The 19,119-nt window shown below is 65.2% G+C and carries 15 protein-coding genes; 11 read left to right on the top strand and 4 right to left on the bottom strand.

Features of this window, described 5'->3' with window-relative positions; genetic code table 11:
- Positions 1-5 precede the first annotated feature (5 nt).
- From VGN62_RS11770 to VGN62_RS11730, 9 genes are all read left to right on the top strand, one after another.
- Entirely contained in the window at positions 6-1,019 is a 1,014-nt protein-coding gene (locus tag VGN62_RS11770; protein WP_327454006.1) for a TonB family protein, read from the top strand.
- Between the two features lie 90 nt (positions 1,020-1,109).
- Entirely contained in the window at positions 1,110-1,376 is a 267-nt protein-coding gene (locus VGN62_RS11765) for a hypothetical protein (protein WP_327454004.1), read from the top strand.
- Positions 1,377-1,489: 113 nt separating this feature from the next.
- A complete protein-coding gene (gene secA / locus VGN62_RS11760) occupies positions 1,490-4,225 on the top strand; it encodes a preprotein translocase subunit SecA (protein WP_327454002.1) in 2,736 nt (911 codons plus the stop codon).
- A 205-nt stretch (positions 4,226-4,430) separates the two neighbouring features.
- Entirely contained in the window at positions 4,431-5,870 is a 1,440-nt protein-coding gene (locus VGN62_RS11755) for a circularly permuted type 2 ATP-grasp protein (protein ID WP_327454000.1), read from the top strand.
- A complete protein-coding gene (locus VGN62_RS11750; protein ID WP_327453998.1) occupies positions 5,870-6,811 on the top strand; it encodes an alpha-E domain-containing protein in 942 nt (313 codons plus the stop codon). The genes VGN62_RS11755 and VGN62_RS11750 overlap by 1 nt, the downstream gene beginning before the upstream one ends.
- 2 nt (positions 6,812-6,813) lie before the next feature.
- Complete coding sequence (locus tag VGN62_RS11745) at positions 6,814-7,617, top strand: transglutaminase family protein (RefSeq protein ID WP_327453996.1); 804 nt, start codon at positions 6,814-6,816, stop codon at positions 7,615-7,617.
- A 45-nt stretch (positions 7,618-7,662) separates the two neighbouring features.
- Entirely contained in the window at positions 7,663-8,394 is a 732-nt protein-coding gene (locus VGN62_RS11740) for a peptidase (RefSeq protein ID WP_327453994.1), read from the top strand.
- A 50-nt stretch (positions 8,395-8,444) separates the two neighbouring features.
- The gene (locus tag VGN62_RS11735) at positions 8,445-9,635 is read left to right on the top strand and encodes a serine hydrolase domain-containing protein (protein ID WP_327453992.1); all 1,191 of its coding nucleotides are present in this window, start codon (positions 8,445-8,447) and stop codon (positions 9,633-9,635) included.
- 142 nt (positions 9,636-9,777) lie between these two features.
- The gene (locus tag VGN62_RS11730) at positions 9,778-10,860 is read left to right on the top strand and encodes a Kelch repeat-containing protein (RefSeq protein ID WP_327453990.1); all 1,083 of its coding nucleotides are present in this window, start codon (positions 9,778-9,780) and stop codon (positions 10,858-10,860) included.
- Between the two features lie 11 nt (positions 10,861-10,871).
- Here the strand turns inward: VGN62_RS11730 and acs are convergent, their stop codons facing one another.
- Positions 10,872-12,839 (bottom strand): acetate--CoA ligase, encoded by a 1,968-nt coding sequence (gene acs / locus VGN62_RS11725; protein ID WP_327453988.1) that lies wholly within the window; start codon positions 12,837-12,839, stop codon positions 10,872-10,874.
- Between the two features lie 97 nt (positions 12,840-12,936).
- Here acs and VGN62_RS11720 point away from each other — a divergent pair, with 97 nt between their 5' ends.
- Positions 12,937-14,436 carry an aldehyde dehydrogenase family protein gene (locus VGN62_RS11720; RefSeq protein WP_327453986.1) on the top strand — a complete coding sequence of 500 codons (1,500 nt, stop codon included), beginning with the start codon at positions 12,937-12,939 and terminating at the stop codon, positions 14,434-14,436.
- A gap of 24 nt (positions 14,437-14,460) precedes the next feature.
- Here the strand turns inward: VGN62_RS11720 and VGN62_RS11715 are convergent, their stop codons facing one another.
- The 3 genes from VGN62_RS11715 to fsa all read right to left on the bottom strand — a co-directional run bounded on the left by VGN62_RS11715 (position 14,461) and on the right by fsa (position 17,526).
- Positions 14,461-15,963, bottom strand: a complete 1,503-nt coding sequence (locus VGN62_RS11715; RefSeq protein WP_327453984.1) for an acetyl-CoA acetyltransferase — start codon at positions 15,961-15,963, stop codon at positions 14,461-14,463.
- A gap of 1 nt (position 15,964) precedes the next feature.
- The gene (locus VGN62_RS11710; protein ID WP_327453982.1) at positions 15,965-16,768 is read right to left on the bottom strand and encodes an enoyl-CoA hydratase-related protein; all 804 of its coding nucleotides are present in this window, start codon (positions 16,766-16,768) and stop codon (positions 15,965-15,967) included.
- A gap of 107 nt (positions 16,769-16,875) precedes the next feature.
- Positions 16,876-17,526, bottom strand: a complete 651-nt coding sequence (gene fsa, locus VGN62_RS11705; RefSeq protein ID WP_327453980.1) for a fructose-6-phosphate aldolase — start codon at positions 17,524-17,526, stop codon at positions 16,876-16,878.
- A gap of 231 nt (positions 17,527-17,757) precedes the next feature.
- Between fsa and radA the strand changes: the two genes are divergently transcribed.
- On the top strand, positions 17,758-19,119 hold the full coding sequence (gene radA / locus VGN62_RS11700; RefSeq protein WP_327453978.1) for a DNA repair protein RadA: 1,362 nt from the start codon (positions 17,758-17,760) through the stop codon (positions 19,117-19,119).

Below are 19,119 nucleotides of genomic sequence, written 5' to 3'. Positions count from 1 at the left end.
TGGGGATGTTGCAGTCGGGGATGGCGATCGCACTGACGCTCGCCGCAGCGCAAGGCAATGGCGCAAGCGCGGAAAAGGCGATGGAGCCGGCGACCAATCCGGGGAGCTGGATCACGAACGACGATTATCCGGCCAGCGCGATGCGCGAGGAACGCGAGGGCACGACGGGGTTCAAGCTGACGATCGGCACTGACGGCCTGCCGAGCGGCTGCAAGATCATCGCGCCGAGCGGTCATGCCGACCTCGATGCGGCGACCTGTCGGCTGGTCATGGAGCGCGCGCGCTTCACACCCGGCCGCAGCGCGCGCGGCGAAGCGACGGGCGGCACCTATAGCAACCGCATCCGCTGGCAGATTCCCGAAGGCGACGGCTTTGCGGTCGAGGTCGCGGGCTTTGCTGTCGATGCGGCGCAGGAAAGCTGGCCACGGGGTCCCAAGCCCGACGACGCCTTCACGCGCATCGACCCCGCAGCGCATTATCCGGCGGCCGCGCGCGCCGCGCGCGAAGAGGGTATCGTCCATATGGAGCTGAATATCGACGGCGGTGGACGCGTCACGGGCTGCAAGGTCAACGAAAGCAGCCTTTCGGCGGCGCTCGACGAGGCGGCTTGTACGCTGATGCGCAGCGAAGGCAGATTCGCGCCTGCGCTCGACAGCGACGGCAAGCCTGTCCGGTCGGTCATCGCGACCAAATTCCGGTGGGCGCTGCCGAAGGAGGAGGAAGAGGAGGAGGGAGACGCCAGCGGCGTGCCGGCGCCGCGCGACCGAGGTTTCCCGATGGGGGAGCCGGGCAGCGTGACGATGACGGTGCTCGTGGGCGCGGACGGGCGCGTTGCGGATTGCCGCTTTTCCAACACGGGGAAATTCGGCGCGATGGCGAATGGCATGACGCCGTGCGACATGTTCGCTCCGCAGGCGCGCTACACGCCTTTCACCGGCGCCGATGGGAAGCCCGTTGCGAAGCGTGTGGTCATGCGCAGCGAACTCACGATCGAGGATGCGCCTGCGCCCGCCAAATGAGCGGGCACTCTGGACGCGGCGCCACTTTCACCCTATGTTCAGGGAACGGGGCGCAATATCTGATGCTCCGGACGTGAAGAGGGGCATTTCTTGCGGTTGTTGTTGACCCTTTTGGCATTGCTGACCGGCTTGGCGACCGCCGACCGGGCCGTTGCCGCGCCTGCCGTCCCGGCGGCGATGGGGGCATTGGTCATGTTCGCCGAAACGGCGGGCAAGGCCGAGACAAGCGATGCCGAACGCCGCCCCGCGACCACCGCGCCGACTCGGCGCACATCGGGCGGCAGCGGCAAGCCGCGCAAGGCCCCGCCGCCGCATCTTCCCGGCCTGCTCACCGGCAGCGACCGCGCGCTCGAATAGAGCCGTCGCGCCTTGGCGCCTGTTCGGATAGGCGCCGCCCCATGACGGGGCTTTTTTGCACATTCACGCGGCCATGATCGCCGCCACTTCATTCAAATTCCAAGGAAAATTTCATGTTTGCTGGCCTTGCCAAGAGCCTGTTCGGCTCGTCCAACGACCGTTATGTCGCCTCGATCCGCAAGATCGTCGACAAGATCAACGCCTTCGAGCCCGCGATGCAGGCGCTGGGCGATGCGGAACTGCAGGCGCAGACGCAGAAATTCCGCGACCGCCTCGAAGCCGGGGAGACGCTCGACGATATCCTCCCCGAAGCTTTTGCAACGGTGCGCGAGGCGGCGGTCCGCACGCTCGGCATGCGCCATTTCGACGTGCAGATGGTCGGCGGCGTCGTTCTCCACCGCGGCGAGATTGCCGAAATGGCGACGGGCGAAGGCAAGACGCTGATGGCGACCTTGCCCTGCTATCTCAACGCGCTCGAAGGGAAGGGCGTCCATGTCGTCACCGTCAACGACTATCTCGCCACGCGCGACGCCGAATGGATGGGCACCGTCTATGGCTTCCTTGGCCTGACCACCGGGATCATCGTCCCGAACCTCAACGAGACGCAGCGCCGCGACGCGTATAACAGCGACATCACCTACGCGACGAACAACGAGCTCGGTTTCGATTACCTGCGCGACAATATGAAGTTCGACCGACAGCAGATGGTCCACCGCACCTTCAATTTCGGCATCGTCGACGAGGTCGATTCGATCCTGATCGACGAAGCGCGTACGCCGCTGATCATTTCGGGCCCGACCGAAGACAAGTCGGAACTCTACATCCGCGTCAACGAGGTCGTCCTGAACCTGACCGAAGATGATTATGAGAAGGACGAAAAGTCCAAGTCGATCAGCCTGACCGAAGACGGCACCGAGCATGTCGAACGCCTGCTCGAAGAGGCGGGGCTGCTCCAGGGCAACAATCTCTATGACATCGAGAACACGCAGGTCGTCCATCACGTCAATCAGGCGTTGAAGGCGATCCAGATGTTCCGCATCGACACCGACTATATCGTCAAGGACGGCAAGGTCGTGATCATTGACGAATTCACCGGCCGCATGATGGACGGGCGCCGCTGGTCCGACGGTCTGCACCAGGCGGTCGAGGCGAAGGAAGGCGTGCAGATCGAGCCCGAGAACCAGACGCTGGCTTCGATCACCTTCCAGAATTATTTCCGCATGTATCCGAAGCTGTCGGGCATGACCGGTACCGCCGCGACCGAAGCCGCCGAATTCTTCGACATCTACAAGATGAATGTCGTCAACATCCCGACCAACCGTCCGATCGCGCGCATCGACGACGAGGATGAATTCTACAAGAATATCACCGACAAGTTCGGCGCGATCGCCAAGACGATCCGCGAGGCGAACGAGCGCGGCCAGCCGGTGCTCGTCGGCACCGTGTCGATCGAAAAGTCCGAGCTGCTCTCGTCCTACCTCGAAAAGGAAAATGTGCCGCACAGCGTGCTCAACGCGCGCTTCCACGAGAGCGAGGCGCATATCGTCGCACAGGCGGGCCGCACCGGTGCGGTCACCATCGCGACGAACATGGCGGGCCGCGGCACCGACATCAAACTCGGCGGCAACGAAGAATTCCGCATCGACGACGAATTGAAGGACCTGCCCGAAGGTGCCGAGCGCGACGCCGCGATCGCGCGCATCAAGGACGAGGTTGCGGCCGAACGCGAGGCGGTGAAGGCGGCCGGCGGGCTGTTCGTGCTCGCGACCGAGCGCCACGAAAGCCGCCGCATCGACAACCAGCTGCGCGGCCGTTCGGGACGTCAGGGCGATCCCGGCCTGTCGAAATTCTACCTCTGCCTCGACGATGACCTGCTGCGCATCTTTGGCCCCGACACGCTGTTTTCCAAGATGATGAACAAGAATCTGGAGGATGGCGAGGCGATCGGGTCGAAGTGGCTGTCGAAGGCGATCGAGACCGCGCAGAAGAAGGTCGAAGCGCGCAACTATGACATCCGCAAGCAGGTCGTCGAATATGACAACGTCATGAACGACCAGCGCAAGGTCATCTACGAACAGCGCGGCGAGATCATCGACAGCGAGACCGTCGACGAGGTGATGGCGGCGATGCGCGCCGAGACGGTCAATTCGATCGTCGCCGACGCGTGCCCGCCGGGCAGCTATCCCGAGCAATGGAACATCGAGCAGATGAAGGAGCGGGTGGAGAATATCCTCGACCTGTCGCCGCCGATCGATGCGTGGATGCAGGAAGACGCGGTCGACGCCGAGATGTTCGAGGAGCGCATCCAGGCGCAGGCCGATGCGGTCGCGGCTGAAAAGGCCGCGCTCGTTGATGCCGAGACGTGGAAGGGCATCGAGAAATCGGTGCTGCTCCAGACGCTCGATCATCACTGGAAAGAGCATCTTTCGACGCTCGACGCACTGCGTCAGGTCGTGTTCCTGCGCGCCTATGCGCAGAAGCAGCCGATCAACGAATATAAGCAGGAAGCCTTCGCACTGTTCGAGCGCATGCTGCAGAATATCCGCGAGGATGTGACGCGCACGGTGGCGCGCATCGACCTGCGTTTCGAAGAACCCGAGCCGATGCCGCTGCCCGACCTGCCCGACTTCCTGACGACGCACATCGACCCGTTCACGGGTGAGGACAACAGCGCCGACATCGATGGCGGCGATCTGGGCGTGATCGCGAACACGCTGCCGCCGATGCAGATCCCGCGCCCCGACCTGCCCGAAGGCGAAAACCCCTATGCGGCGCTCGACATCAGCCGCAACGCGCCCTGTCCCTGCGGTTCGGGCCGCAAGTACAAGCATTGCCACGGCGCGATCTGACATGGCTGCCGCGCGCCCTTGGGTGCGCGGCAAGTCGTTGAAGTTACGGTAACACCATCCTTCATAAGCCCGCTTGCCAAGGCAGGCGGCCGCGATTAGCATCGCCCGCATAAGCCCGGTGGCCACGCAGCCGGCGGGCGACGCAGCAGCAGGAACCTGAAGCGCCGCGCAGGCCGAAGACATCGGGCGTGCGGCAGGGGACGGCATGTTGCGTGGAAAGGGCAGGCGCATTTCCTTTTTTGATGAAATTACGAGCCAGGAGGGCGAGACCCGGTCGCCCTATCGAGACTATTGCGGGTGGTTCGCGGCCGAGGATGCGGCGCGTATCCAGCACAAGGCGCAGCAGGCCGAGGCGCTGTTCCGCACCACCGGGATCACCTTCAACGTCTATGGCGCCGCCGACGGCGACGAGCGGCTGATCCCCTTCGATGTCGTACCGCGGATCATCTCCGCCAGCGAATGGCGCCGCCTGTCGCGCGGGATCGAACAGCGCGTGCGCGCGCTCAACGCCTTTCTCCACGATATTTATCACCGGCAGGAAATATTGCGCGCGGGCCGCGTGCCGACCGAGTTGATCGCCGGCAACGAAGCCTTCCTGCCGATGATGATGGGGCTCGACCCGCCGGGCGGCATCTATACGCATATCAGCGGGACCGACATCGTCCGCACCGGCGCCGACGAATTTTACGTGCTCGAGGATAATGCGCGCACCCCGTCGGGCGTGTCCTACATGCTCGAAAATCGCGAAACGATGCTCCAGATGTTCCCCGAGCTGTTTGCGAAAGTGCCGGTGCGCGAGGTCAGCGATTATCCGATCAACCTCTTGAAATCGCTGGCGGCCTGCGCGCCGCCCGCGTGCGGGGGGACACCGACGGTCGCGGTGCTGACCCCCGGCATCCACAACAGCGCTTATTATGAGCACAGCTTTCTCGCCGACCATATGGGCGCCGAGCTGGTCGAAGGGCATGATCTGCGCGTCGTCGACGGGCGCGTCGCGATGCGCACGACGCAAGGCTATAAGGCGATCGATGTCCTCTATCGCCGCGTCGACGACGATTTCCTCGATCCGCTGAACTTCCGCCCTGACTCGCTGCTCGGCGTGCCGGGCATCTGGGACGTCTATCGCGCGGGCGGCATCACGATCGCCAACGCGCCGGGCACCGGCATCGCCGATGACAAGGCGCTCTACAGCTATATGCCCGACATCATCGAATTCTATACGGGTGAAAAGGCGCTGCTGCCCAATGTGCCGACGTGGCGCTGTTCGGATCCGGAACATCTGCGCGAAGTGCTCGACCGGCTTCCCGAACTCGTCGTCAAGGAAGTTCATGGGTCGGGGGGGTACGGGATGCTCGTCGGCCCGGCGGCGAGCAAAAAGGAACTCGTGGCCTTCCGCGCCAAGCTGGAGGCGAATCCGGGCAATTATATCGCGCAGCCGACGCTGTCGCTGTCGACCGTGCCGATCTTCACGAAAAAGGGTCTTGCGCCGCGGCACGTCGACCTGCGCCCCTTCGTGCTGATGTCGCCGCAGGGGATCACGATCACGCCCGGGGGGCTGACCCGCGTCGCGATGACGAGGGGGTCGCTGGTGGTGAACAGCAGCCAGGGCGGCGGCACCAAAGACACCTGGGTATTGGAAGACTGATGCTGGGCAAGACCGCAGGCTCGCTCTTCTGGATGGCGCGCTATCTCGAGCGCAGCGAAAATAATGCGCGGCTGATCGACGCGGGGTTCCGCATCGCGCTGACACGTTCGTCAACGGCGGCCGCCGAATGGAAATCGGTCCTCGTCACGGCGGGGGTTAATCAGGCATTCCAGGCGGCGCATGGCGATTACAGCTCGGCGCGGGTGATTGACTTCCTGCTCCGCGACCCCGCGAACCCGTCGAGCATTCTCTCGGTCATCCGGCAGGCGCGCGACAACGCCCGCACCGCACGGACCGCCTTGACGCGCGAAACATGGGAAGCGGTCAACACGAGCTGGATGACGCTCGTCGCGCTGCTCAAGCGGCCGGTGCGCGAGGACGACCTGCCCGACGTGCTGGCGACGATCCGCCAGCAGAGCGCACATGTGCGCGGCGCATTAAACGGCACGATGCTGCGCAACGACGGCTATCATTTCTCGCTGCTCGGCACCTTCCTTGAGCGCGCCGACAACACCGCGCGCATCCTCGACGTCAAATATTACCTGCTGCTGCCCTCGGTCGCGCATATCGGCACCTCGATTGACAATGTGCAGTGGGAGACGATCCTGCGTTCGGTGTCGGCGCACCGCGCCTATCGCTGGCTCTATGGCGCCGAAATCAGCGCGCTCAAGATCGCCGAATTCCTCATCCTCTATCGCCAGATGCCGCGCAGCCTTGCCTTCTGCTGCGAGCGGATGGAGGATAATCTGGCGCAATTGCAGCGCGGCTATGGCGAAGAGACCGAGGCGTGGCGACTGGCGCATGCGCTGAGCCACGAACGGCTCGCCGGGCCGATCCAGTCGATCTTCGACGGCGGCCTCCACGAATATGTGACGGGCTTCCTGCGCGCGAACGCCGCGCTCGCGCGGCAGATCGAGCGCGACTACCGGTTCGTGGAGTGACCATGCGTTTGTTCGTCGAACATATCACCCGCTATCAATATGACAGCCCCGTCAGCTATGCGCTGCAGCAGATCAAGCTGACACCGAAGGACCGGCCGGGACAGCAGCGCGTCCATGGCTGGACGATCGAGGTCGAGGGCGGGACGCAGCAACTGCATTATACCGATCATCACGGCAATGGCGTCGACCTGATTGCGGTGCAGGGCGGTTCGAGCGAACTCGTCGTCCGCTGCCATGGCGAGGTCGAGCTTGAAACATGGGACGGGGTGATCGGCGCGCATCGCGGCGCGATGCCGCTCTGGACCTTCCTGCGTCCGACCGCGCTGACGCGCGCGGGACGGCACGTGCGCGCACTGGTCGCGCAGCTCGGGCGCGACCATGGCAACGAGATCGAGCGCGCGCACGCGCTGTCGGCGCTGATCATCGAGCGGCTCGCTTATCGGATCGGCTTCACCGACGCCGAGACCAGCGCCGAACAGGCGCTCGGCAGCGAGGGCGGGGTTTGCCAGGACCATGCGCATATCTTCATCGCCGCGATGCGCCACCTCGGGCACCCGGCGCGCTATGTCTCGGGCTATCTGATGATGAACGACCGGACGCATCAGGACGCGACCCACGCATGGGCCGAGGCCCATTTCGAGCATATCGGCTGGATCGGTTTCGACGTCAGCAACGGCCATTCACCCGACCAGCGCTATATCCGCGTCGCGACGGGGCTCGATTATCGCGATGCAGCCCCGGTTCGCGGCATGCGCTATGGTGCAGCGCAGGAAAATCTGGTTGTCCAATTGCAGGTCCAGCAATAAGCGGACGGGGCGACACGGATACTCCGGGCGGGGAAACGGGATAAGATGACCTATTGCGTTGGCATGCGTTTGAACAAGGGGCTGGTGTTCATGTCGGACACCCGCACCAACGCGGGCGTCGACGACATTTCGCAGGTCCGCAAGATGCGCAGCTGGACCGTCCCCGGCGAGCGCGTGATCACCTTGATGTCGGCGGGCAATCTCGCGACGACGCAGGCTGTTGTCAGCCTGCTCGACGAGCGCACCAAGGCGCCCGCCGATCGCAACCCGTCGATCCTCGAAGCGCCTTCGATGTTCCAGGTCGCGACGATCGTCGGCGAAACGCTGCGCGGCGTCGTGATGCGCCACAATGATGAAGGGCCGGCGGCCGAATCGCTGTTCCGCGCGTCGCTGATCGTCGGTGGGCAGATCAAGGGCGCCGAACCGCGGTTGTTCCTCATCTATCCCGAAGGCAATTTCATCGAGGCGGGCGAGGATAATCCCTTCTTCCAGATCGGCGAGACGAAGTACGGCCGCCCGATCATCGTGCGGTCGTACGATCCCGCGATGTCGTTCGAGGATGCGGTGAAATTGCTCTGCGTTTCGTTCGATTCGACGATCCGCGCCAACGCCGGCGTCGACCTGCCGATCGACCTCAAGGTCCATGAGCGCGACGATTTCGTCGGCGTGCGCGAACGGCGCTTCGAGCGCAACGATCCCTATTTCGAAAGCGTCGCCGATGGCTGGGCCGAAGCGCTGGGGATCGCACTCGCGGAACTTCCCGACTTTCATTTCTGATCGCCTTCAGCCACCGTCCCACTGTGGTGGATGCACAGGAGGGGATTGCCATGTCGCGCTGGATTGCTGCCGCACTTGTTCTGATCGCCAGCCCGGCGGCGGCGGCTGAAGAGGCCGGTTTTGAAGCGGCGCTGCGCGATTTTCGCGAACTGCATCGTAGCGAGACCGGCCGCGCCCGGATCGCTGGCAGCAGCTTTTACGTGGTGCGCGATGGGCGGACCGTCGCGGCCGATCATCTGGGCGAGCAGGATGCCGACGCGCATGTCCCCGTCGACGCCCGGACGATCTATCATTGGGCGTCGATCACCAAGACGATGACGGGGATCGCGATCATGCAATTGCGCGATCGCGGGCTGTTGTCGCTCGACGACCCGATCGTGCGTTACGTCCCCGAACTCGCCGTGGTGCATAATCCCTATGGCGACACGGGTACTATCACGATCCGCCAGTTGATGAGCCATAGTGCGGGCTTTCGCAGCGGGACATGGCCGTGGCGCGACCACGACTGGCAGCCGTTCGAGCCGAAGGGCTGGTCGCAGCTTGTGGCGATGCTGCCTTACACGGCGGTCGAGTTCAAACCCGGCAGCCGCTTCGGCTATTCGAACCCGGGAATCGTCTATCTCGGGCAGGTGATCGAGCGCCTGTCGGGCGAGGATTATGAAGTCTATATCGACAAAAATATCCTGAAGCCGCTCGGCATGCACGCGAGCTATTTCGACCGCACCCCGCCGCACCTGCTGCCGCACCGCTCGCACAGCTATTATATCAAGGACGGCAAGCGCGTGGCGGCGCCGTTCGATGTCGATACCGGGGTGACGGTGTCGAACGGCGGGCTCAACGCTCCGATGCCCGACATGGCGAATTATGTTGCGTTCCTGCTCGGCGATCCGTCGCGCCAGCCCGACTATGACCAGGTGCTGAAACGGTCGTCGATCGAGGAAATGTGGGCGCAGCAGATCGCGGCGGGCGAGGATTTTACGCAGGGCCGGATGGCGCCGACGACGCAAAGCGGCCTGTCTTTCTTCATCGACCGCAGCGCCGCGGTTCGCTTCGTCGGGCATAATGGCGACCAGAACGGCTTTCGTGCCTATCTCAGCCTGTGCCCCGACCAGCGCGTCGGCAGCCTGCTTGCCTTCAACACCGAAACGCGCGGCGTCCAGAACAGCGCCGCCAATCGCAAGACCGCGGAATCGCGCATGGCGCTGGCAACCGACCGCCTGTGCGAGGCGCTGGCGCAATAGCGCTCGTCGACCGAAGCCGTTGTTTGTCGATCTGTAAGTCGTGGCACGGCAATTTCTGCCATCCTGACGCAGGCCGATGACGAAGACGTCGCCGATGCGTGCGGCGCACCGGGCCGGGAGAAGGATCATGAGGCGCCACTGGATGACAGCGGGGGCGACGTTGCTGCTCGCGACGACCGCGACGGCCCAACAGAATGCCGGAGGCGGCGCGGTAACGCCTCGCCCGGCGACGCCCGTGCAGGACAATGAACTCGTCGAGACCTGGAACGAGCGGGTGAGCGCTGGCGCCCCGGTCGGTTCCGCGCCCGAGTTCGAGGGGTGGAGCCTGGGACTCGCGATGCCGCTTGCGCGTTCCGAACATGCGATCGCCGAGCTGGACGGAAAGATCTGGGTGCTCGGCGGCTATCCGCCGGGGCGGCTACCGTCGAACCTCGTCCAGATTTACGATCCGGCCGCGAGCCGCTGGTCGCTCGGCCCGCGCTTACCGCAGCCGATCCACCACATGATGGTCGCGGCGGTGAGCGGCAAGCTCTATGTGATCGGTGGCGAGCTCGACGGTGCGAGCACGGGACGGCCCGAGATTTTCGTGGGGCATGTCTGGGTTCACGACCCCGCGGTCGGCGGCTGGGTCCGGCGGGCGCCGATGCCGACACCCCGAAGCGGCGGCGGCAAGGCGGTGATCGACGGCAAGATCTATGTTGCCGGCGGGCGCCCGCCCGGCGGCCATGCCTTCGAAGTCTATGATCCGGCGACAGATACATGGGAAAAGCTTCCCGACATGCCGACCCAGCGCAATCACCTCGCGATGGTCGCGCTCGATGGAAAGGTCGTCGTCGCCGGTGGCCGCACCGGTCCGGGTGCGATGGCCGAGCGGGTCGATGTGGTCGAAATCTACGATCCGGCGACGCGCCGCTGGACCCGTGGCGCATCGCTTCCGGCGCCGCGCGGCGGGATCACCGGCGCGGTTCATGGCGGCTGCATGTTCGTCTTTGGCGGCGAGGGCGAGCGGAGCCATGTGCTCGGCCTGACGCCCACCGCTTACGGCTATGATCCGCGCGCCGACCGCTGGACGCGGTTGGCCGATCTTCCGATCGCCGTGCACGGCCTCAAGGGCAGCGCGGTGATCGGCGGGCGCATCTTCCTGCCGGGCGGGGCGATCACGCTGGGCGGCAACACCGGCACCAATGCGATGCAGGTCTACCGCCCGACGATGCGCTGCGAGTAAGCGGCGCGGCGTTAGCGGTTCTTGCGCCCTTCGATCAGCCCATCGACGAGGCTCGGGTCGGCGAGCGTCGACGTGTCGCCCAGTGACCCGAAATCATTTTCGGCGATCTTGCGAAGGATGCGGCGCATGATCTTGCCCGAGCGCGTCTTGGGCAGGCCGGGCGTCAGGTGGATATGGTCGGGGGTCGCGATCGGGCCGATTTCGGTGCGCACCTGCTGCTTGAGCTGCGCGGCGACCTCGTCGCTCGGCTCGACCCCGGCGTTGAGCGTCACATAGGCGTAGATGCCCTGACCTTTGATATCGTGCGGGAAGCCGACCACCGCGGCCTCGGCGACGAGGTCGTGGAGGACCAGCGCACTTTCGACTTCGGCGGTGCCCATGCGGTGGCCCGATACGTTGATGACGTCGTCGACGCGGCCGGTGATGCGCCAATAGCCGTCGGCATCGCGGCGGCAGCCGTCGCCGGTGAAATATTTGCCCTTATAGGTCGAGAAATAGGTCTGGATGAAGCGGTCATGATCGCCATAGACGGTGCGCGCCTGCCCCGGCCAGCTGTGCGTGATGCAGAGATTGCCTTCGGACGCGCCGCCGGTCTGTTCGTCGACGAGCACCGCGCCGTCGGCATCCACCAGTTGCGGCCGGACGCCGAAGAAGGGGCGCCCGGCGCTGCCCGGCTGCATCGGATGCGCGCCGGGCAGGGTGGTGATCATGATCCCGCCGGTTTCGGTCTGCCACCAGGTGTCGATCACGGGCACGCGGCCCTTTCCGACGACTTGGTGATACCAGCGCCACGCCTCGGGATTGATCGGCTCGCCGACGCTGCCGAGCAGCCGGATCGACGACAGGTCGTGGCGCGTCACATAATCGTCGCCCTCGCGCATCAGCGCGCGGATCGCGGTCGGCGCAGTGTAGAGGATATTGACCTGGTGCTTGTCGACGACCTGCCAGAAGCGGTCGTGATCGGGGTAGTTCGGCACGCCCTCGAACATCAGCGTCGTCGCGCCATTCTGGAGCGGGCCGTAGACGACGTAGCTGTGGCCGGTGACCCAGCCGATATCGGCGCTGCACCAGAAAATCTCGCCCGGCCTATAGTCGAAGCCGTAGAAGAAGGTCGACGCGGTCCAGACCGAATAGCCGCCCACGGTGTGGAGCACGCCCTTCGGGCTGCCCGTCGACCCCGAGGTGTAGAGGATGAACAGCGGGTCTTCGGCACCCATCGGCTCGCACGGGCAGTCGGTGCCGACACCGGCCGAGAGCGCGTCGTACCAATGGTCGCGGCCTTCCTTCATCGTCACATGGCCGCCGGTGTGCGCGATGACGAGCACCGCCTTCACATCGACGCGCTCGAGCGCCTTGTCGACATTGGCCTTGAGCGGCACCACCTTGCCGCCGCGTAGCCCTTCGTCGGCGCAGATCACCCAGTCGCTGCCGCAATCCTCGATGCGGCCGTGGATCGCCTCAGGCGAGAAGCCGCCGAAGACGACGCTGTGCACCGCGCCGATGCGCGCGCAGGCGAGCATCGCCACCGCACCTTCGGGGATCATCGGCATATAGATGGTGACGCGGTCGCCCTTTTGGACGCCCATCTTCTTCAGCGTATTCGCGAAGCGGACGACGTCGGCGAGCAGCGCGGCATAGCTGATGTGCCGCGTCTCGCCGTCGGGCGCGTCGGGTTCGAAGATGATCGCGGTGCGGTCGCCGTGACCCGCGGCGACATGGCGGTCGACCGCATTGTGGCAGAGGTTGAGGACGCCGTCCTCAAACCATTTGATGCTCACCGGATCGTACGACCAGTTCGCGATCTTCGTCGGCGGCGTGATCCAGTCGATGCGCTTCGCCTGCTCTGCCCAGAAGGCGTCGGGATCGGCGATGCTCGCCGCATAAAGCCGGTCGTAATCGGCGGCACTGCAATGCGTATTCGCCGCGGCATCGGCGGGGACGGGAACAAGGGGTTCGGAGGGGTGCAGTTCGGACGACACAGGCGACTCTCCCTATTGGGTTTGCTTTGTTCGCGCGAAGCGATAACCCGCGAGCCGCAAGTTGCAAGGCGCTCGCGCGCTTATGAAGGGACTATATATGCTTCAACTGGGCCGGGAGACAGGCGAACTCCTCGACAGGCTGGGTGTCGACCGCGCGCTCTGGACCGACGGATCGATGCCGTCGGTGACGCCGCTGACGGGTGAACAGCTTGGCATGGTGCAGGTCGCCGATGCCGCGGCGATCGACGAAAAGCTCGACACTGCGAGCGCGGCCTTCCGTGCGTGGCGCGATGTTCCCGCGCCGCGCCGCGGCGAACTGGTGCGATTGTGGGGCGAGGAATTGCGCGCGGCGAAGGACGACCTCGCGAAATTGGTGACGATCGAGGCGGGCAAGATTCCGTCCGAAGGCGCGGGCGAGGTACAGGAGATGATCGACATCTGCGACTTCGCGGTCGGCCTGTCGCGTCAGCTTTATGGCCTCACCATCGCGACCGAGCGGCCGGGACACCGGATGATGGAGGTGTGGCACCCGCTCGGCGTCGTCGGGGTGATTTCGGCGTTCAACTTTCCGGTCGCGGTGTGGGCGTGGAATGCGGCGATCGCGCTCGTGTGCGGCAACAGCGTGGTGTGGAAGCCGTCCGAAAAGACGCCGCTGATGGCCTTGGCGACGCAAGCGATTTTCGAGCGGGCAGCCGCACGCTTCGGCGATGCGCCCGCAGGCCTTGCGCAGTTCCTCATCGGCGGACGCGAGGCGGGCGAGGCGCTCGTCGACGACCGGCGCGTCGCGCTCGTTTCGGCGACCGGATCCACGCGCATGGGCCGCGCGGTCGCGCCGCGGCTGGCAGAGCGTTTCGCGCGCGCGATCCTCGAACTCGGCGGCAATAATGGTGTGATCGTCACGCCGTCGGCCGACCTCGACCTCGCGCTGCGCGGTGTGGCATTCGGCGCGATGGGAACCGCAGGGCAGCGCTGCACGACGACGCGGCGATTGTTCCTCCACGACGGCATCTACGACGGTTTCGTCGCGAAGCTGAAGGCGGCTTATGCGAGCGTCGGGGTCGGCAACCCGCTCGACGGCGAGATACTCGTCGGGCCGCTGATCGACCGTGCAGCCTATGAGATGATGCAGGCAGCGCTGGCGGCGGCGAAGGCGGCAGGCGGCGTCGTGCATGGCGGAACCCGCGTCGGCGAGGGGGCAAGCTTCTATGTGAAGCCCGCGCTCGTCGAGATGCCGGGGCAGGTCGGACCGGTGCTCGAAGAGACGTTCGCGCCGATCCTCTATGTGATGCGATATTACGATCTCGATGCGGTGATCGAGCAGCATAACGACGTCGCCGCGGGGCTGTCGTCGGCGATCTTCACGACCGACATGCGCGAGGCCGAGCGCTTTCTTGCTGCGAGCGACTGCGGGATCGCGAACGTCAATCTCGGTACCTCGGGCGCCGAGATCGGCGGTGCGTTCGGCGGCGAGAAGGAAACCGGCGGCGGACGCGAGAGCGGCTCGGACAGCTGGAAAGCCTATATGCGCCGCGCGACGAACACGCTGAATTATTCGGATGCGCTGCCCTTGGCGCAGGGGGTTTCGTTCGAGATCTGAAGGTCCTCCCCGGAACGGGGAGGATCAGTCAGCCCGCCAGCCGAAGCCTTCTTCGAGAGCGACGACTTCACCCGCCGTCCCGACCGGCTCTGCTTTCCCGTCGGTCAGGAAAGCCAGCATCGCGGCGTCGCTCACGTCGACATGGGCGAGCGTGCGCTGGCCTTCGGGCGTCCGCGCCACGACCGCGCCCGCTTTCGGTCCGCCATCGCGGCCATAAAACACCGTGTAGCTTTCGATCGTCGCGGGGCCCGCATAGTCCTCGACCAGATCGGGCACCGCGCCGCGCCGGGCTTCCGCTTCGGCCTGATAGTCGAAATCCTGTGGAAAGCTGGCCGCGGCGATCGGTTTGTTGCCGAGGACGATGCAATGATTGTCGGTCGCAAAGCCGCCATTGGCGAAGAGGAAGCCATAGCGGCCCTCGCTGCGCAATTTCTCGACCATCGAGACGATCGCATGGCTCATATAGTTGGCGATCGGGCCGCCGCCGAAGGTGAGGCCGCCAAATACGGTCGCGGGGCGATCCCACGGCCAGCCGAGGATGCGCCGCGCCATCTTGGGGACGCAGGGAAAGCAGCTGTAAAGCTCGACGAAATCGAAATCAGCCGCGGTCAGCGCATTGAGTTCGAGCGTGCGCGTGATCGACGTCTCCATGCTGACGCTGCCGTCGTAGCGATCGCGGCGGAGGATGCTTGCAGGTTCCTTCGCTGCCGCGCCCATGCCGATGTGGATCAGGCGGTCTTCGGCGATCCCGCGGCGCCACGCCTCGGCGAGGCTTGCAACGATGAAGCCCGCGCCCTGGTTCACCGACGAATTGGCGACCATCAGCTTCGAGTAGGGAAAGGCGATCGGGCGGTTGCGCTCGTCGACGCGCAAGATGTCGTCGGGCGCGGCGGGTTTGCGGATCCACGCGCCGTCGTTTGCTGCGGCTACCTCGGAAAAGCGCGACCAGATTTCGGCGCTTTCGAATTGTGCATCCTCGAGGCTCTGGCCCCATGCCGCGCGCGTCGCATTTTCGTAGAGCGGATAGACGTCGACCGGCGCCGCGAGGCCATGTTTCTGGGCGTAATTGGGTTCGCGCCGCGTTGCGACCTTGCGGATCGCATTATAGCTCTTGTCCTCTCCACTCGCGGCCTTGGCGGCGCGGCCGGCGGCGGTACGGAGCGCTTCGCCGCCGACGATCGCGGCAAGCTTGACCTCACCCGCGCCGATGCGGTTCGCGGCTTCGTTGAGCAGCCGCACCGGCGTGTCGCCGTGCGGGGCGGCCGACTGATAGTTGATCGCCGGGTTTGCACCGATCGCGGCGGCAAGCGGCTCGCAAAGCTTTCCAAGGCTGTGGAAGCTGATCTGGTCGACGATCGCGAGGCTGTCGATCTCGGCCAGCGGCACCCCCGCGTCTTCGGCGGCAACCCGCAGTGCCGCGACCATCAACCCCAAGGAGTCGAGCCCCTGGTCGGGGTCCTCGGGCCGATCATTGACTTGCCCGACGCCGATGATGACGGGAATGCGTTCGGGATCGGTCATCGTCATGTCAGCGTGCCTTCCACTCGGGCTTGCGTTTTTGCGCGAAGGCGAGCGGGCCTTCGCGTGCATCTTCGCTCGCCATCAGCACCTTGCGCTCGCGCTTGTTGTCGTCCCAATGCGCGTCGTCGCCGGCGATCTGGCCGTCGATGATGCGCAGCGCGACGCGCTTCGACGCCTGCACCGACAGCGGGGCATTGCCCGCGATCTTTTCGGCAAGCGCGATCGCGGTCGGCATCAGGTCGGCGAGCGGGACAACGCGGTTCGCGAAGCCATAGCGCAGTGCGGTCGCGGCATCGAAGGGGTCGCCGGTCAGCAGATGCTCCATCGCGATCTTCTGCGGCAATTGCTTGACGATGCGGAAAGCCCCGCCTGCTGCGGCGAACAGCCCGACCTTGACTTCGGGCAGGCCGAATTGCGCATTCTCGGATGCGACGACGATGTCGCACATCAGCGCGAGTTCGCAGCCGCCGCCAAAGGCGAAGCCGTTGACCGCGCCGATGATCGGCTTCGAAATTGGATGCGCGGCAAAGCCGCCGAAGCCCCACGCCTGTTGCGCCTTGTCGTCGGGGGCAAGCGCCCCGCCGCGCGACAGCGCAACGAGGTCGGCGCCGGCACAGAAAGCCTTGTCGCCCGCGCCGGTGATGATGACGGCCCGGATTTCCGGGTCGTTCTCCGCTTCTTCTAGCGCGGTGCCGATGCCGACATGAACGTCCAAATTAACCGCGTTGCGCGCCTCGGGCCGGTTGATCGTGACGATCAGGATATGGCCCTGACGGATCGTCAGAACGGCGGGCTGGGCGGTGTCGGTCATCATGTCTCTCCCTGCGCCGGATGCGCGAAGGCGCGAATCCGGCGGTCGGGAAAAACTATCGGCCGAAGTTAACGTTTACGTCAACTGCTAAGAGCGCGAGGCTGACCTCAGATCGACTGGCCCGTCTTCGCCCAGTCCGCGAGGAAGCCTTCGATGCCCTTTTCGGTCAGGACATGCTTGAACAGTCCCTTGATCACCGACGGCGGCGCGGTCATCACGTCGGCGCCGATCTTCGCGGCTTCGAGGACGTGAATGCCGTGGCGCACGCTGGCGACGAGGATCTCGGTTTCATAGGCATAATTGTCGTAAATCAGGCGGATGTCGGCGATCAGCTGCATGCCGTCGAAGCCATTGTCGTCGTGGCGGCCGACGAAGGGCGAGACGAAGGTCGCGCCAGCCTTTGCCGCGAGCAACGCCTGCGTTGCCGAGAAGCAGAGCGTGACATTGACCATCGTGCCGTCGCTGGTCAGCGCCTTGCAGGTCTTGAGGCCGTCGATCGTCAGCGGCACCTTGATGCAGACATTGTCGGCGATCTTGCGGAGGATTTCGGCCTCTTTCATCATCGTCGCATGGTCGAGCGCAACGACTTCGGCCGATACGGGACCGTCGACGAGGGCGCAGATTTCCTTCGTGACTTCCTTGAAGTCGCGGCCCGACTTGGCGATCAGCGACGGGTTGGTGGTGACGCCGTCGAGCAGGCCGGTCGCGGCGAGCTCCTGAATGTCGGCGATTTCGGCGGTGTCGGCGAAGAATTTCATGGCGTGGGCTTTCCTGTACGAGGCGATTCGGTGTTGCTGATCCCCCTAGAGCAACGCGTCCGAAATATGAACCGTCCAAGCCTCCTTCGTCATGCCGGACTTGATCCGGCATCCATCTCGGCGGTCGTGGCATGGACCCCGGATCAAGTCGAACGGGCCGCTTGTCTCGTTCGAGGGTGACGATGTTTGAAACCGCTGGCGTTCCATCTTTGTTCGCATTATGCGAACCGCATGGCCAAAGCGAAACGTCAATATGTCTGCCAGAATTGCGGATCCGCAACCTATCGCTGGCAGGGGCAGTGCGCCGATTGCGGCGAGTGGAACACGCTGGTCGAAGAGGCCGCCGAGACCGTCTTTTCGGCGAAGCACGACCTTAGCCGGGGCGGGCGGACGCTTGCACTCGAAACGCTTGACGCCGACAGCAAGATGCCCGACCGGATGCTGTGCGGGATCGCCGAATTCGACCGCGCGCTCGGCGGCGGGTTCGTCGCGGGGTCGGCGACGCTGATCGGCGGCGATCCGGGGATCGGCAAGTCGACGCTGCTGCTGCAGGCGGCGGGGCGGCTTGCGAAGGCGGGCAAGTCGGTCGTCTATATCAGCGGCGAGGAAGCGGCGGCGCAGGTGCGGCTGCGCGCGCAGCGGCTGGGGCTCGGCAACGCGCCGGTCGCGCTCGCGAGCGCGACGTCGGTGCGCGATATCCTCGCGACGCTCGACGGGCGCGACGCCGATTTTGTCGTCATCGATTCGATCCAGACGATGCATAGCGACCTGATCGACAGCGCGCCGGGGACGGTAAGCCAGGTGCGTGCGAGCGCGCAGGAACTGATCCGCTATGCCAAGGACAGCGATGCGGCGATCGTGCTCGTCGGCCATGTCACCAAGGACGGGGCGATCGCGGGACCGCGCGTGCTCGAACATATGGTCGACACCGTGCTGGCGTTCGAGGGCGAGCGCAGCCACCAATATCGTATCCTGCGCGCGGTGAAGAACCGCTTCGGCGGCACCGACGAGATCGGGGTGTTCGCGATGGGCGAGGAAGGGCTGGGCGAGGTGGCGAACCCGTCGAGCCTGTTCCTGACCGACCGCAGCCGCGACGTGCCGGGATCGGTGGTGTTCCCGGCGCTCGAAGGCACGCGCCCGGTGCTGGTCGAGGTGCAGGCGCTGACCGTGCGGCTGGCGAGCGGGGCGACCCCCCGAAGAGCGGTCGTCGGCTGGGACAGCGGGCGGCTCGCGATGGTGCTCGCGGTATTGGAGGCGCGCTGCGGGCTGCAGATGGGCGGCGCCGAAGTCTATCTCAACATTGCGGGGGGATATCGGCTGACCGATCCCGCCGCCGACCTTGCCGTCGCGGCGGCGCTGATCTCGGCGTTCAGCGAGCGGCCGGTTCCGGCCGATGCGATCGTGTTCGGCGAACTGTCGCTGTCGGGGGAGGTACGGCAGGTTTCGCACGATGGCTTGCGCCTTCGCGAGGCCGCGAAGCTCGGTTTTTCGCGCGGCTGGGGGCCGACGGGCATGAAGGCGGTCGGCGGAATTTCGGTCACCGGCTTCGGCCGCCTCGGCGAACTCGTTGACCTGATGCTCGGGCGCGACTAG

The sequence above is a fragment of the Sphingopyxis sp. genome (genome assembly GCF_035998905.1).
Taxonomy (GTDB): Bacteria; Pseudomonadota; Alphaproteobacteria; order Sphingomonadales; family Sphingomonadaceae; genus Sphingopyxis.
This window is presented reverse-complemented; position numbering and strand designations above follow the sequence as displayed.